Origin of the sequence: Spirillospora albida, from assembly GCF_000718255.1 — a bacterium.
Lineage (GTDB): Bacteria > Actinomycetota > Actinomycetes > Streptosporangiales > Streptosporangiaceae > Spirillospora > Spirillospora albida.
On sequence record NZ_JOFJ01000013.1, the window covers coordinates 20,721 to 36,666 of the forward strand.

General features: G+C 76.4%; 3 protein-coding genes. 1 reads left to right on the top strand and 2 read right to left on the bottom strand.

Features of this window, described 5'->3' with window-relative positions; genetic code table 11:
* Nucleotides 1–6 precede the first annotated feature (6 nt).
* Nucleotides 7–1,779: an ABC transporter ATP-binding protein gene (locus IE99_RS0117715; protein WP_030171568.1), complete on the top strand. Its 1,773-nt coding sequence runs from the start codon at nucleotides 7–9 to the stop codon at nucleotides 1,777–1,779.
* On the opposite strand, the gene IE99_RS0117720 is transcribed toward IE99_RS0117715, so the two are convergent.
* On the bottom strand, nucleotides 1,776–1,994 hold the full coding sequence (locus tag IE99_RS0117720) for an MbtH family protein (RefSeq protein WP_030171572.1): 219 nt from the start codon (nucleotides 1,992–1,994) through the stop codon (nucleotides 1,776–1,778). The genes IE99_RS0117715 and IE99_RS0117720 overlap by 4 nt on opposite strands.
* On the bottom strand, nucleotides 1,991–15,931 hold the full coding sequence (locus IE99_RS0117725) for a non-ribosomal peptide synthetase (protein WP_051712660.1): 13,941 nt from the start codon (nucleotides 15,929–15,931) through the stop codon (nucleotides 1,991–1,993). Before IE99_RS0117725 ends, IE99_RS0117720 begins: the two co-directional genes overlap by 4 nt.
* Nucleotides 15,932–15,946 lie beyond the last annotated feature (15 nt).

Genomic DNA, 15,946 nt, shown 5'->3' on the forward strand with positions numbered 1-15,946 from the left:
CTCCCGATGGCGACCACCCACGAGCGGGAGCTGCTGCCGACGGCCTCGGCGGCCCGCACCGGCGCCGCCGTGCGCGCGCTGGCGCGCCCGCACCGCCGCACGCTCGCGGCCGGCTTCCTGACCCTGGTCGCCGCGACCGCGGCCGGGCTCCTCACCGCCCCGGTCCTGGGCCGCGTCATCGACCTCGTCGCCGGTGGCGCGCCCGCGTCGGCGATCACCGCGCCCGCCGGCTGGCTCGCGGTGATCGCCGTGGTGCAGGGCGTCGCGACCGCGTACGGGCTGGGACTGGTCGCCCGCGCGGGCGAGGGGATGCTCGCGACGCTGCGGGAGCGGTTCGTGGACCGGGCGCTGCGGCTTCCGCTGGAGCGGGTCGAGCGGGCGGGGTCGGGCGACCTGACGTCGCGGGTCACCAACGACGTCACCGTGATCACGACGGTGGTCCGGGAGGCGGTGCCGGCGCTGGGCCGGTCGCTGCTGACCATCGCCCTGACGCTGGTCGCCCTCGCCGTCCTCGACTGGCGGTTCCTGCTGGTGGCGCTGCTCGCGGTGCCCGTCCAGGCGCACACGGTGCGGTGGTACGTGCGCCGGGCGGTCCCGCTGTACGCGGCCCAGCGCGTCGCGATCGGGGCGCAGCAGCAGGAGCTGCTCGGCTCGGTCGGCGGCGCGTCCACCGTGCGGGCGTTCCGGCTGGAGGACGAGCACGCCGAGCGGGTCGGGAGGCGCTCCCTCGCGGCGGTGGAGCTGGCCCTGAAGGGCGTGCGGCTCGTCACCCGCTTCTACTCCCGCCTCAACCTCGCGGAGTTCGTCGGCCTGGCGGCGGTGCTCGCTGCCGGGTTCCTCCTCGTCCGGAACGGGAGCGTCAGCATCGGCACCGCCAGCGCCGCCGCCCTGTACTTCCACAACCTGTTCGGCCCGATCAACGTCGCGCTCGGCCTGGTGGACGACGCGCAGAGCGCCCTCGCCGGCCTCGCCCGCCTGATCGGCGTGGCGGACACGGCGCCGGTCCCGTCCGAGAGACCGGCGGAACCCGCACGGGACGGGACGATCCGCGTCGAGGGCGTCGGGTACTCCTACCGGCCCGGCCACCCGGTCCTGCACGACATCGACCTGCACATCGCGGAGAAGGAGCGGGTGGCGCTCGTCGGAGCGAGCGGCGCGGGCAAGACGACCCTCGCCCGGCTGATCGCGGGCATCCACGCCCCGGACACGGGCACCCTCACCGTCGGCGGCGCGGAGCCCCGGCCGGACGATGCCGCCGGCAGCGGCCGCCGCGTCGCGCTGGTGACGCAGGAGGTGCACGTCTTCACCGGCCCCCTGGCCGACGACCTGCGGCTCGCCCGCCCGGAGGCGACGGACGAGGAGCTGCGCGAGGCGCTGGAGCGGGTGGGCGCCCTGCGATGGGCACGGGCGCTCCCCCAGGGCCTGGACACAGTGGTCGGCGAGAGCGGGCACCGGCTCACCGCCGCGCAGGCCCAGCAGCTCGCGCTCGCCCGCCTCGTCCTGGCCGACCCCCCGGTGGTGGTGCTGGACGAGGCGACGGCGGAGGCCGGGAGCGCCGGCGCGCGCGAGCTGGAGTCCGCCGCGGACGCGGCGGCCGAGGGCCGGACGGCCCTGATCGTCGCGCACCGGCTCACCCAGGCGGCGACCGCCGACCGGATCATCACCCTCGACGCCGGACGGGTCGTCGAGAGCGGCCCCCACCGGGAGCTGGTCGAGGCGGGCGGCCGCTACGCCGAGCTCTGGCGCGCCTGGTCGGACGGCCGCCGGGACGACCTCTAGGCGCCGGAGTCCATGGCCTCCGCCAGGCTGCGGGGGCGCATGTCGGTCCAGTTCTCCTCGATGTAGGCCAGGCACGCGTCGCGGGAGTCCTCGCCGAAGGCGGTGTCCCACCCGGCCGGCACCTCGGCGAACGACGGCCACAGCGAGTGCTGGCCCTCCGCGTTCACCAGGACGAGGAAGCGGCCGTCGGGGTCCTCGAACGGGTTGGTGCTCATCGGGCGTTCCTCCTCAGGATGTCGAGCAGTTCGTCCGCCAGGCCCTGGACCGTCGCCCGGTCGAACAGGCCCGGGTCGTAGCGCACGACGCAGTCCACGGCGCCGGGGCCTGGCGGTTCGTAGTAGCCGAGCGCCAGCTCGGCGGGGGGCGCCCCGGCCGGGACGGGCTCGAACGCCGCGCCGAGACCCGGGACGTCCGACAGGCGCGCCTGCTCGTGCTGGATCAGCATCACCTGCGGCGCGGCGAGGCCGAGCGCGTCCGCGACCCGGGCGAACGGGACGTCCTGCCGGTCGAGCGCCGCCAGGCCGGTCTCCCGGACCCGGGCGAGCAGCTCGGTGAAGGCGGGGTCCCCGGCGGTGCCGGTGCGCAGCACGACGAGGTTGGAGAAGCAGCCGACGAGGCCGTTGAGCCGCTCGTCGGCGCGGCCCGCGACCGGGGAGGCGATCGGCACGTCGGTGCCCGCGCCGTGCCGGGTGAGCAGCGTGGCGAAAGCCGCCTGGAGGACCATGAACAGGCTCGTCCCGGCCCCCGCGAGGGCGCCGAGCGCCCGGTGCAGGCCGGCGTCGATCCGGAACTCGACGTGCTCCGCCGGCCCCCCGCGCGCGCCGGACGGCCGGTCCCACGGCAGGTGGATGCGGGGCGGCATCCCGGCGAGCGCCTCGCGCCAGTAGGCGAGCTGCTCCCCGCCGACCTCGCCGAGGACGCGGTGGGCCCACAGCGTGTAGTCGGTGTAGGAGACCGGGAGCGGCCGCCAGCCGGGTTCCCGCCCCCGCCGCCGCGCCGCGTACGCGGTGGCGAAGTCGCGGCTCAGCGGCACGGTCGACCATTCGTCCACACCGATGTGGTGCGCCGTCAGCAGCAGCGCCTGGGCGCCGCCCGGGTCGGTGAGCAGGCGGGCGCGCAGCGGCGGGCGGCCCGCCGCACCGGCCGGTTCCCGCGCCAGATCCCGGACGGCCCGGTCCAGATCGGCGACCGCGACGTGCTCCAGGACCGGCTCGGCCGGTCCGGGGCCGCGCTCGGTGAAGCAGGTGCGGAGCGGTTCGTGGCGTCCGGCCACATCGGAGAGCGCGACCGCGAGCGCCGGCGCGTCGAACCCGTCCGGTGACCGCAGCACCATCGCCGAGTCGTAGCCCGTGTCCCGCGAGCGGCGGGCCCACTGCCATTCCTGGGGCGGCGCCAGCGGCACCGTCTCCGGGCGCCCGGCGGCGACGGTCAGGCGCGGCCCGCCGCCGGACGCGTCCGTCCCGTCGAGGCGTTCCGCGAGCGCCGCGACCGTGGGCGCGTCGAACACGTCGCGCAGGGAGACCCCCGCGTCCAGGACGGCGCGGACGCGGCCGACGAGGCGCATCGCCGACATGGAGTGCCCGCCCAGCTCGAAGAAGCCGTCGTGCACACCGACCTCCGGCAGGCCGAGAACCTCCGCGAACAGTTCGGAGAGGACCCGCTGCCGCGCGGTGGCGGGCCGGGCGGACCCGGTCATCGACCCCCGGTCGGGCACGGGCAGCGCGCCGCGGTCGAGCTTGCCGTTGGGGGTGAGCGGCAGCGGGCCGTCGAGCACCACCACGGCCGCCGGGACCATGTACTCGGGCAGCAGCGAGCCGACGTGGGTCCGCAGTTCCGCCGGGACGAGCGGAGCGGCGCCCGGTTCGGGGACCGCGTACCCGATGAGCCTCGTGTCCGGGCCGCTCCGGTCGGCGACCACGGCCGCCTGCCGGACGCCCGGATGCCGGGTCAGCGCCCCGGCGACCTCGCCCGGCTCGATCCGGAACCCGCGGACCTTGACCTGGTCGTCCGAGCGGCCGAGGAAGCCGAGCAGCCCCCGGGCGCTCCAGCGGGCGCGGTCGCCCGTCCGGTACATGCGCGCGCCGGGCGGGCCGAACGGGCACGCGACGAACCGCTCGGCGGACAGCCCCGGGCGGCCCAGGTAGCCGCGCGCGAGACCGCGTCCGGCGATGTACAGCTCGCCGGCGACACCGGGCGGCACCGGCCGCAGCCGTTCGTCCAGCACGTACGCGCGGGTGTTGGGGTCGGGCACGCCGATCGGCACCGCCCCCGACCAGCCGGGCTCGGCCGCCCACAGGGTCGAGTTCACCGTCGCCTCCGTCAGCCCGTAGGCCGCCAGCAGGCGCAGGTGCCCGGCCCAGCGCGCGATCACGTCCGGCGGCACGGTCTCGGTTCCCACCAGCACGGTCGCGCCCGCCGGAGGCGCGCACCCGGCGGGCAGCGCGGCGACCAGTGAGGGCGGCAGGATCGCGTGCGTGACGCCCTGCTCGTGCATGAAACCGGTCAGCTCAGGGCCGGGCACGCGCGCTTCGTCGGGGACGAGGACGAGGCGGCCGCCGTGGCAGAGCGCCATGGCCAGCTCGAAGACCGTCACGTCGAAGCCGATGGACGCGAACTGCAGGACACGGCTGTCGGAGGTCAGGCCCATCCGGTCGACGGCGGTCGCGACCAGGCTCCCGATGCCCTCGTGCGGGACCACGACGCCCTTCGGCCGGCCGGTGGAGCCGGACGTGTAGATCACGTACGCGGCCTGGTCGAGCGCGGGACCGGACAGGGCGGGCGAATCCGGCCGGTGATCCGGCCCCTCCCCCTCCGGATCGCCGCCGGAAGGGCCGTCCAGCACCACGGTCCGCACCCCGTCGACCTCCGGCACCTTCCCGGCGACCTGCTCGGATACGACGACGGCCGCGGCCTTCGCGTCGCCGAGCATGTAGGCGAGCCGGTCGGCGGGGTGCGCGAGGTCGAGCGGCAGGAACGCGGCGCCCAGCCTGTTCGCGCCGAGCATCACCGCGACCATCTCCGCCGAGCGCGGCACCGCGACGCCGACGACGCTCTCGGGCCCCGCGCCGTGGCGGGCGAGCAGCCGCGCCATGCGGTCCGCCAGCGCGTCGAGCTCGGCGTAGGTGAGGGCGCGGCGGCCGTCGACGACCGCGACGGCGTCCGGGCGCTCGGCCGCGTGCCGCGCGAACATCCCGGTGAGGGTCTCCTCGGCCACCTCGCGGTCGGTGCGGTTGAAGCCGGTCAGGACGAGATCGCGCTCCTCCCCCGTGAGGACGTCGATGTCGCCGACGCGCAGCTCCGGGTCGGCGGTGACGGCGCCGACGAGGTTCGACAGCCGCTCCCCCAGCGCGGCGACCGTCGCACGGTCGAACAGGTCGGAGCGGTACTCCAGGACGCATGAGATCCGGCCCGTCTCCGCGTCCTCCGTGAAGGCGAACACGAGATCGAACTTCGCCGTCCGCGCCTGGACCTCCTGCGGGCGCACCTCAAGCCCCGGGAGCCCGACACCGCCGCCGGCGCGGTTGCGGTAGCCGACCATGACCTGGAACAGCGGGTTGCGGTCGGGCGAGCGGACCGGGTTCAGCTCCTCCACGACGGCCTCGAACGGCACGTCCTGGTGGGAGAACGCCGCCAGGTCCGTCTCCCGGACCCGCGCGACCAGCTCCGCGAACGTCGGGTCGCCGGACACGTCGGTCCGCAGCACCAGCGTGTTGACGAAGAAGCCGACCAGGTCGTCCAGCGCTCCGTCGGTGCGGCCGGAGACCGGCGCGCCGAGCGGGAGGTCGTCGCCGGCGCCGAGGCGGTGCAGCAGCGCGGCGACGGCGGCGTGGCACACCATGAACACGCTGGCTCCGGCGCCCTGCGCGATCCGCCGCAGGGCCGCGCAGTCGACCGGGTCGAACTCCACGGCCAGCTCGCCGCCGGACACGCTCGGACGCGCCGGATGCGGGCGGTCGGCGGGCAGTTCCAGCCGCTCCGGCGCCCCCGCCAGGGTCTCCCGCCAGAAGGCGAGCTGGCGCGCGGCCGGGCTCTGAGGGGCGTCCCGGTCGCCGAGCAGGTCGTGCTGCCAGAGCGTGTAGTCCACGTACTGGACGGGCAGCGGTCCCCAGTGCGGGGCGGCCCCCTCCAGACGGGCGGCGTAGGCGGTGGACAGGTCGCGCAGGAACGGGCCGTCCGACCACTCGTCGGTGGCGATGTGGTGCAGCAGGAGGGCCACGACGTGCTCGTCCTCGCCGAGCCGGACGATCGTCGCGCGCAGCGGCGGCTCCTCCGCCAGGTCGAACCGCCGCCCGAGGGCGTCCGCCAGCACCGCGTCCAGGTGCGCCTCGGAGGCCCCGACGACCCGGACGTCAGGGCGCGCCTCCGCCGCCGGGACGACCCTCTGGAACGGCCGCCCGTCGCGTTCGGCGATGAGCGTGCGCAGCACCTCGTGCCGTCCCATCACGTCGGTCAGCGCGGCCTCGAACGCGCCGGTGTCGAGCGCGCCGCGCAGCCGCATCACCAGCGGGAAGTTGTACGCGGCCGACGGCGACAGCTGCTCGATCATCCACAGCCGCCGCTGCGCGTGCGACAGCGGCGGCTCCGGGGGCCGGTCCGCGCGCGCCGCGAGCGGGGGACGTCCGCCGGCGGCGGCCGTCGCGCGCCCGGCCAGCTCCGCCACGGTCGGCGCCTCGAAGAGGTCGCGGATCGCCAGCTCCGCCCCCAGCGCGGTCCGGGCGCGGCCGATCAGCCGCGTCGCCAGCAGCGAGTGGCCGCCGAGGTCGAAGAAGTGGTCGTCGATCCCGACGCTCTCGACGCCGAGCAGCTCGGCGAACAGGCCGCACAGCACCTCCTCGGCGGGCGTGCGCGGCGGGCGGCTCTCCGCCGCGGCCGTGACCTCCGGCGCGGGCAGCGCCGCCACGTCCAGCTTGCCGTTGACGGTCAGCGGCAGCCGCTCCACCGGCATCAGCACCGCGGGGACCATGTAGTCCGGCAGCCGCGCCTTCAGATGCGCGCGCAGCGCGGCCGTGAACGCGGCGACGTCCCCCGGCCAGGGTTCCGGGACCACGTAGCCGACCAGGCGCTTCACCCCGCCCGGCCCGGAGGCGTCCGCGACGACGGCGGCGTGCGCGACCGCCGGGTGCTCCTCCAGCGCGGCGCCGATCTCGGCGGGCTCCACCCGGTACCCGCGGATCTTCACCTGGTCGTCGGTGCGGCCGAGGAAGTCGATGTTCCGGCCGGGGCCGCGGCGCACCAGGTCGCCCGTCCTGTACATGCGGCCGCCGGGCGGGCCGAACGGGTCGGCGACGAACCGCTCCGCGGTGAGGGCGGCGCCGCGGTGGTAGCCGCGCGCCAGCCCGGTGCCCGCGAGGTAGAGCTCGCCGGGCGCCCCGTCCGGGACGGGCCGCAGCGCCGCGTCCAGGATGTACGCGCGGGTGTTGCGGATCGGGCGGCCGACGGTCGGGGCGGCGCTGTCGCCCGTCCCGCCGCCGAGCGCGTTGATCGTGTACTCGGTCGGCCCGTACAGGTTGTAGCCGGTCGTGCCGCCGGTGTCCCGCAGCCGGGACCAGACCGTCTCGGTCACCGCCTCGCCGCCGAGCAGGACGAGCGCCGGCCGGTGCCGTCCGGCGCCCTGTTCGAGGAGGCCCTCCTCGAACAGGTGGTGCGCGTACGTCGGGGTGACGTTGACGACGTCCACGCGGTTCCGGTCGCAGTACGCGACCAGCGCCTCGGCGTCGCGGCGCAGCTCCTCGTCGCAGATGTGCACCTCGTGGCCCTCGACGAGCCAGAGCAGCTCCTCCCAGGACATGTCGAAGGCGAACGACACGGTGTGCGCGATCCGCAGCCGTTCCGCGGACGCCGCCCGGATCGCCGGTTCGAAGATCGCCCGACGGTGGTTCAGCTGCATGTTGGTCAGGCCCCGGTAGGGCGTGACGACGCCCTTGGGCCGGCCGGTGGAGCCGGAGGTATAGATGATGTACGCCGGGTGCTCCAGCCGGTCCGGGCGGCCCCGCTCGAACCCCGGCGGTTCGGCGTCGGTGACGGCGCCGCCGGGCAGGGCGTCGACCTCCGCCGCGACACGGGGGTCGTCGAGGGCGATGCGGCCCGGCCCGTCCGGCAGGACGGACACCGCCACCTCCGTCGTCGTCAGGACGCAGACCGGCTCGGCGTCGGCGAGCATGTGCGCCAGCCGCTCGGCCGGGTGGTCCAGCTCCAGCGGCAGGTACGCCGCGCCGGTGCGCAGCACGGCGAACAGGGCGGCGACCATGTCGGCCGTGCGCGGCAGCGCTAGCGCGACGACCCGCTCGGGCCCGGCGCCGTTCGCCAGCAGCAGCCGGGCGAGCCGGTTGACGCGCGCGTCGAGCCGCGCGTAGCTGAGGGCGCCCTCCTTCGCGACGACGGCGGTCGCGTCCGGGGTGCGGGCCGCCTGCGCGGCGAGCATCTCCGAGACGGTCTCGTCCGGCACGGGACGGCGGGCGGAGTCCCACTCGGCGGCGAGGGCCGCCCGCTCCGCCGGGCCGGCCAGGTCGAGCGCGCCGACGCGGGAGGTCTCGGCGTCCAGGCCGGCGACCAGTCCTTCGACGGCGGACGCGAAGCGGCGCAGCAGCGCCTCGGCGAACGCGCCGCCGATCACATCGGGCCGGTGGTCCAGTTTCATCCGCACGGGCGTGCCGGGCGTGACGACGAACGTGACCGGGTAGTGGGTGGCGTCCAGGCCCTCCGACTCGGTGATGCCGTGCCGCCGCTGCAGCGCGGCCATGTCGTCCTCGTCGCCGAGGTTCTGCAGCACGTACAGGGTGTCGAAGAGGCGGGCGTGGCCGGCCGCCCGCTGGATGTCGCCCAGGCCGAGGTGGTCGTACGGCATGAGCGCCACCCGCTCGCGCTGCATCCGCCTCAGCAGGTCCGGAACGGACTCGCGCGGGTCCAGGACGACCCGGACGGGCACCGTGTTGAGGAACATCCCGATGACGCTCTCCACGTGGGGGACGTCGCCGGGGCGCCCCGCCACCGCCGTGCCGAAGACCACGTCGCCGTGTCCCGTGGCGTTGGACAGCGCGAGCGCCCACGCGGCGCTGAACACCGTGTTCGGCGTCAGGCCGTGCCGGCGCACCGCCCCGTACAGCCGCTCGGTGAGCGGCACGGGCAGCTCCGCGCGGCGGCGCTCGGGGATCACCGGCGCGAGGGCCCGGTCGGGCGGGCCGGTCAGGGTCGGCTCCGCCAGGCCGGCGAGGGCGTCCCGCCAGGCCGCCGCGGCGCGCTCCGCGTCCTGCCCGTCGAGCCAGGCCAGGTAGTCGCGGTAGGAGCCGGGCGCGGGCAGCCCGGACGCGTCGCCGCGCCGCTCGTACAGGGCGATGAGCTGCTCGAAGAACAGCCACGCCGACCATCCGTCCCACAGGATCAGGTGGTGGGTGATGACGAGCCGGTCGGTGCCGTCGCCGAAGCGGATCAGCAGGAGGCGGAACAGCGGCGGGCGGGCCAGGTCGAACCGGTTCCCGCGGTCCTCCGCCAGGATCCGGTCGACGGCCGCGTTCCGGGCGTCCGCGTCGAGCGCGGAGAGGTCGATCTCCTCCAGCGGCGGCTCGGGGCCGGCCGCGATGAACTGCACGGGGCGCCGGAGCCCCTCGGCCGTGAACCCGGCGCGCAGCGCGGTGTGGCGGGACATGACCGCCGCGCACGCGGCGCGCAGCCGGACGGCGTCGACCCGGTACGGGAAGTCGAACGCGACCTGGGCCGTGTAGACGTCCAGGGCGGCGGTGTCGTAGCTGGAATGGAAGTACAGCCCCTCCTGGAGCGGTGACAGCGGCCAGACCTCCTCGACCGGCAGCGGGCCGACCCGCGCGAGCCGGTCCCGCTCCGCGTCGGTGAGCGCGACGAGCGGCGCGGCGCCGTCCGGTCCGGGCGCGCGGGGCCCGGCGGTCCCGGCCGCGGCGGCGAGGGCTGCGGGGGTGCGGTGCTCGAAGACCTCCTGCGGGCCGATGGACAGCCCGGAGCGGTGCGCCCGGCCGGACAGGACGATCGACAGGACGCTGTCGCCGCCGAGCACGAAGAAGTCGTCGTCGATCCCGACCTCGTCCGTCTCCAGGACGTCGGCGAAGATCTCGCAGAACAGCCGCTCGCGCTCGGTCCGCGGCGTGCGGGCCTCCCGCGGCTCGGCGGCGGGCGCGGGCAGGGCTCCCCGGTCGACCTTGCCGCCCGGGGTGAGCGGCAGCTCGTCCAGGACGGCGACGTGCGCGGGGACCATCGGCTCCGGCAGCCTCGCGGCCAGCCTCTCCCGCAGTTCCTCCGCGTCCGGGCGGGCACCCGGTGCGGGCACCACGTAGGCGTCCAGGCGGGTGCCGCCGGGACCGCCGTGCCGGTCGACCACGGCGGCGCGCCGGACGCCCGGCTCCGCGGCGATCGCCGCCTCGACCTCGCCGAGTTCGATCCGGTGGCCGCGCACCTTCACCTGCCGGTCGGCGCGGCCGAGGTACACCAGGTGCGCGGGTCCGCGGCGGACCAGGTCGCCGGTGCGGTACATGCGCTCCCCGGGCTCGCCGAACGGGTCGGCGACGAACCGCTCGGCGGACGGGCCGGGGCGCCCGTGGTAGCCGTGCGCGAGCTGCGCCCCGGCGACGTACAGCTCGCCCGCCGCGCCGGGGGGCACCGGGCGCAGCGCGGCGTCCAGGACGTACAGGCGGGTGCCGCCGACCGGTCCGCCGATCGGGACCGGCGCGGTGCCGGGGGCCTCCCCGTGCGCCTGGTACGCCACCTGGACCGCCGTCTCGGTCGGCCCGTACACATTGTGGATCGGGACGCCGGTCGCCTCGCTCCAGCGGGCGGCGAAGCCGCCGGTCAGGGCCTCGCCGCCGCTGAAGACGCGGCGCAGGCCGCGGAGGGGCGCGAGGTCGCCCGCGTCCTCGGCGGCCTCCAGGAAGGCGCGCAGCAGGGACGGCACCATGGCGAGCGTGGTCACCCGGTGCTCGCGGATCCGGTCCGCCAGGTGGACGGCGTCGCGCCGGCCGCCCGGCCGGGTCAGGACGATCCCGGCACCGGCGGTCAGCGGCCAGAACAGCTCCAGCAGCGAGGCGTCGAAGCTCGCCGACAGCTGCTGCAGGACGCGGTCGCCGTCGTCCAGGGGGAACCGTTCCCGCAGCCAGGAGAGCTGGGAGACGATGGCGCGGTGCGGGACGAGCACGCCCTTGGGGCGGCCCGTCGACCCGGAGGTGTAGATCAGGTAGGCGGGGTGGTCCGGCCCGGCGCCCGGTTCGAGGGGCGTCTCGTCCTCGGGGCCGTCCTCGTCCAGGATCAGGCGCGCGACGCCGTCGGCCGCCGGGAGCCGTCCCGCCGCCTCCCGCGTCGTGAGGACGGTGCGGACGCCCGAGTCGCCGAGCATGTACGCCAGCCGCTCGGCCGGCAGGTCCACGTCGAGCGGGAGGTAGGCGGCACCCGCCTGGAGCGTACCGAGGAGGGCGGCGACCAGGTCGATGGAGCGCGGCACCGCGACCCCGACGATGTCGCCCGGCCGTGTCCCGCCCGCGCGCAGGCGCCGTGCGAGGGCGCGCGCCCGTCCGTCCAGCTCCGCGTAGGTGAGCGTGGTCGCCGGGTCGTCCGCGCCGATCACGGCGGTCGCGTCCGGGGCCGCGGCGGCGCGCGCGGCGATCATGGCGTGCAGCGTGGGCGCGGCCGGGACGACGGGCTCCCCGGCGAGGGCGGCGCGCTCCCCCTCGTCCGGAGCCGGGGGCTCGACCCGCGCGACGGGCCGGTCGGGGTCCGTCGCGATCACGGTGAGGACGCCGGTGAGCCGCGCGGCGATGCGCTCGGCGTCGGCGGTGCCGATCCGCGCGAGGTCGTGGTCGATCCGCAGCGCCAGCCTCCGGCCGGGCAGGGCGACCAGGGCGAGGGGGTACTGCTCGACGTTGGTGAAGTCGACGCCCGTGATCGCGACGGTGCCCGAGGGGTCGCGCAGGTCGTGCTCCTCGGGGTAGTTCTCCAGGACGACGAGGGTGTCGAAAAGGTCGCCGGTCCCGGCGAGCCGCTGGATCCGGGCGAGGCCGAGGTACTGGTGGTCGAGCAGGGACGACTGCTCGTCCTGCAGGCCGCCGAGCGCCGCGATGAGGGGCTGCGCCGGGCGCCACCGCATCCGCACCGGCAGCGTGTTCACGAACATGCCGACCATCGACTCGATGCCGGGCACGTCCGCGCCGCGCCCGGAGACCGCGGTGCCGAACGTGACGTCGGCGCGGCCGGTCATGCGGCCGAGGAGCACGCCCCAAGCGCCCTGGACGATGGTGCCGAGGGTGAGGCCGTGTCGCCGGGCGCGCTCGGCGAGCCTGCCCGTGATCTCCTCGGAGAGCTCAAGCCGGACGTCGGCGCGGCGCCGGCCCCCCGCGTCCCCGGAAGCGGCCGGCAGGACGTCGGCCAGGCGGGTCGGGCCGTCGAGGTCGTCCAGGACGCGCCGCCAGGCGGCCGGCCCGGCGCCGGCGTCACGCCCCGCCAGCCAGGCGAGGTAGTCGCGGTAGGGCGTGACGGGAGCGATGTCGGGCGACGCCTTGTAGAACGCGAGCAGTTCGCGCAGCATCACCTGGACGGACCAGCCGTCCGCCACGATGTGGTGGAACATCAGGACCAGCTGGTGCCGGTCCGCGCCGTGCCGGACGAGCGTGCAGCGCAGCAGCGGCGGGCGCTCGAGGTCGAAGCCCCGCGCGTTCTCCTCGGCGGCGACGGCGGCCGCGCGCGCGGCCCGCTCGTCCTCGCCGAGGCCGCCGAGATCGACCTCCCGCCACGGGATCGCGACCCGCCCGGCCGGGACGAACTGGACGATGCGGCCGTCGTCCAGCCGCGCGATCCCGGCGCGAAGCGGGGCGTGCCGGTCGACGACGGCCTGGACGGCGCGGCGCAGGGCCGTCCCGTCGACGGGGCCGCTCAGGTCGATGACGTGCTGGACGACGTAGACATTGCCGGACGGCTCGTCCACCAGCGAGTGGAAGAAGAAGCCCTCTTGGAGGGGGGTGAGCGGGAGGACCTCGTCCGGTTCGCCCGCGGGGCCCGAGAGGCGGGCGATGTCCGCCTCTCCCAGCCGCACGAGGGGTTCCCCGCCGCCCCGCGGCGCGTCCCGCGTGCCGGACGACGCCACCGCCGCGAGGCCGGCGACGGTCCGGTTCCGGAAGACGTCCCCGGCGGTCAGGCGCAGCCCCGCCGCCCGCGCCTTGATGAGGACCTGGATGGCGAGGATGCTGTCGCCGCCCAGCTCGATGAAGTCGTCCCGGACGCCGACGTCCGGCACGCCGAGCACCTCGGCGTACACGCCGCGCAGCAGGTCCTCGCGGCTCCGCAGCTCGGCGTCGCCGGGACGGGGGGCCTCGTCCGCCGCCCGGGGCCGGCGGGGGGACGCCGACGCCCGGTAGTCGGGGGCTGGGAGGGCGGCGCGGTCGAGTTTGCCGCTGGGCAGGAGCGGGAGCTCGCCGAGCGGCACGAACGCGGCGGGCACCATGTGGGCGGGCAGCCTGCTCCGGACGTGGGCGCGCAGCGCGTGCGTCAGGGCGCTCACGTCGCGGAACCCCGACGGCGTGTTGGCGTACGGGGCCGCTGCCCCGTCGTCGTCCGGCCGGTACAGCGGCCCTGGGTCCACGCCCGGGGCGGCGAACACGACGTCGATCGAGCCGTCCGGCGCTGACGCCGACCATGTGGCGGCGACCTCGTGACCGGATTCCGCGCCGAGGTCCCAGAAGTCCTCCGGGTCCATGGGCGCGCCCGGAGCCGGGTCCTGCGGCCACAGCGTCCGGAGCGCGTCGAGGTCGCCGGTCAGCCGGGCGTTCGGCACGCCGTTGACGCGCAGCAGCGGCGGGCGCGCGGACAGCCGCTCCGCCAGCGCCGCCGGGCCGTCGAGGTCCGTGCCCCATGCGAGGGTGGGCGCCTGCCGCGGTGCGCCCGGCGGTCCGGTGCGCAGGACCACGTCGTAGCGGTAGCGGCTCAGCTCGTTGTGGTGGCGGGCGCGCTTGATGCGCACGTCCGCCGCGCCGATGCCCTCGGCGGTGCGGGCCAGGTCGGTGAAGAAGCCGGGGTCGAGCAGCAGCTCGCCCTCCCAGCGGACCGCCTGCTCGACCGCCGCGCGCAGCGCGGGCAGCTCGGACGGGTCCGGGCCGCCCGGGTGACGGCGCAGCTCGACGGCCGCCCGCAGGCAGGGCAGCAGCCGCAGGTCGCGCACGTCGCCGACGAAGACGCTGCCGCCCGGGGCGAGCAGGCCCGCCGCCGACCGCAGCACCTGGGCGAGGTAGCCGGCGGACGGGAAGTACTGCGCGACCGAGTTGAGGACGACGGTGTCGAAGTGCCCCTCGGGCAGGCCGGTGAAGTCGTGCGCGGGCTGCGCGCGCAGCTCGACCGTGTCCGCGAGCCCGGCGATGACGCCGATCTGGCGGCGCAGGCCCTCGATCGCCTCCTCGGACAGGTCGGTGCCCCAGTACGACTCGCAGTGCGGCGCGACCCGCGCGAGGATCAGGCCGCTGCCGACGCCGATCTCCAGGACGCGGCGGGGCCGCAGTTCCATGATCCGGTCGATCGTCGCGTCCCGCCACTCCCGCATCTCCTCCAGCGGGATCGGCGTGCCGTCGTACATGCTGTTCCAGCCGGTGAAGCTCTCCTTCAGCCCGGCGTCCTCGGCCCTGACCGCCGTGTAGAGGAGCTCGTGCAGGCGCTTCCACTCGCCGACCTGGTCCCGCTCGCGCCGCTCGTCGCGCTCGCCCCCGCCCGCGGCGGGCACGACGTAGGCGACGAGGCGCCGGTCGCCGGGCCGGTCCTCGCGGACGGTGACGGCCGTCCGCGCGACGGACGGGTGGCCGCCGATGACGGCCTCGATCTCGCCGGGCTCGACCCGGAAGCCGCGGATCTTCACCTGATCGTCGGCGCGCCCGACGAACTCCAGGCGGCCGTCCGGTAGCCACCGCACCACGTCGCCGGTGCGGTACAGCCGGCCGCCCGGCTCCCCGAACGGGTCGGCGACGAACCGCTCGGCGGTGAGGCCGGGACGCCCGAGGTAGCCGCGGGCCAGGCCGGATCCGGCGAGGTACAGCTCGCCGGTGACGCCCGGGCGGACGGGCCGGAGCGCGTCGTCCAGGACGTAGGCGCGGGTACCGGGGTCGGGGACGCCGATCGGCACCGTGGAGCCCGGCGGCAGCTCCGGCGGGCAGGCGCCGAGCGTCGAGTTGACCGTGGCCTCGGTCGGTCCGTAGGCGTTGAACATGTGCCGGCCGGGCGACCAGCGGTTGACCAGTTCGGCGGCGACGCGCTCGGTCCCGGCGAGCAGCGTCGCGCCCTCGGGCAGCGCGCACTCCGGCGGCAGCGTGGCGAGCAGCGCCGGCGGGAGGATCATGAAGTTCGCGCCGTGCTCGCGGGCGTACTCCGTCAGTTCCGGGCCCGGGATCCGGCGCTCGGACGGGACGACCACCAGCCGCCCGCCCGAGAGCAGGCCGAGGCACAGGTCCCAGAAGGCGACGTCGAAGCCGGGCGAGGCGAACTGCAGGACGCGGCTGTGCCGCCCGACGCCGAGCCGCTCGGACTGCGTGGCGACGAGCTTGGCGACGCCGGAGTGCGTGACCACGACGCCCTTGGGGCGTCCGGTGGAGCCGGAGGTGTAGATGACGTACGCGGCGTTCCGCACGTCGAGCGCGATCTCGGGGGCCGTGGCGGGCCGCGCGGCGGCGTCGGCGGCGACGTCCGGGTCGTCGAGCAGCAGGCGGGCCGTGCCCTCGGCGTCGGGCACGGAGCCCGCCAGGGCGGCCGTGGTGAGCAGGCACACCGGCCGCGCGTCGGCCAGCATGAACGCGAGGCGCTCGGCGGGGTGGTCGGTGTCGAGCGGGAGGTAGGCCCCGCCCGCCTTGAGGACGGCGATCTCGGCGATGATCAGTTCCGGGGAGCGGGGCAGCGCGAGGGCCACGATCCGCTCGGGGCCGGCGCCCCGCCCGACCAGGACGTGCGCGAGCCGGTTCGCGGCCGCGTCGACCTCGGCGTAGGTGAGTTCGGTCGTCTCGAAGACGAGCGCGACCGCGTCCGGGGCCTCGCGGACCCGCTCGGCGAACATCGCGGGCCAGGTCGCCGGGGGCACCGCGCATTCCGTGTCGTTCCACTCGACGAGCATCCGGTGCCGCTCCGCCGGTGAGAGGGGCACGTCCTGTCCGACAGCGGGGTTCTCCTGGGTCACAACCGCACCTCCGCG

What these genes read in the sequence shown, in the direction of transcription:
- IE99_RS0117720 (WP_030171572.1), bottom strand. Translation starts at nt 1,994, where the DNA reads ATGAGCACCAACCCGTTCGAGGACCCCGACGGCCGCTTCCTCGTCCTG.
- IE99_RS0117715 (WP_030171568.1), top strand. Translation starts at nt 7, where the DNA reads ATGGCGACCACCCACGAGCGGGAGCTGCTGCCGACGGCCTCGGCGGCC.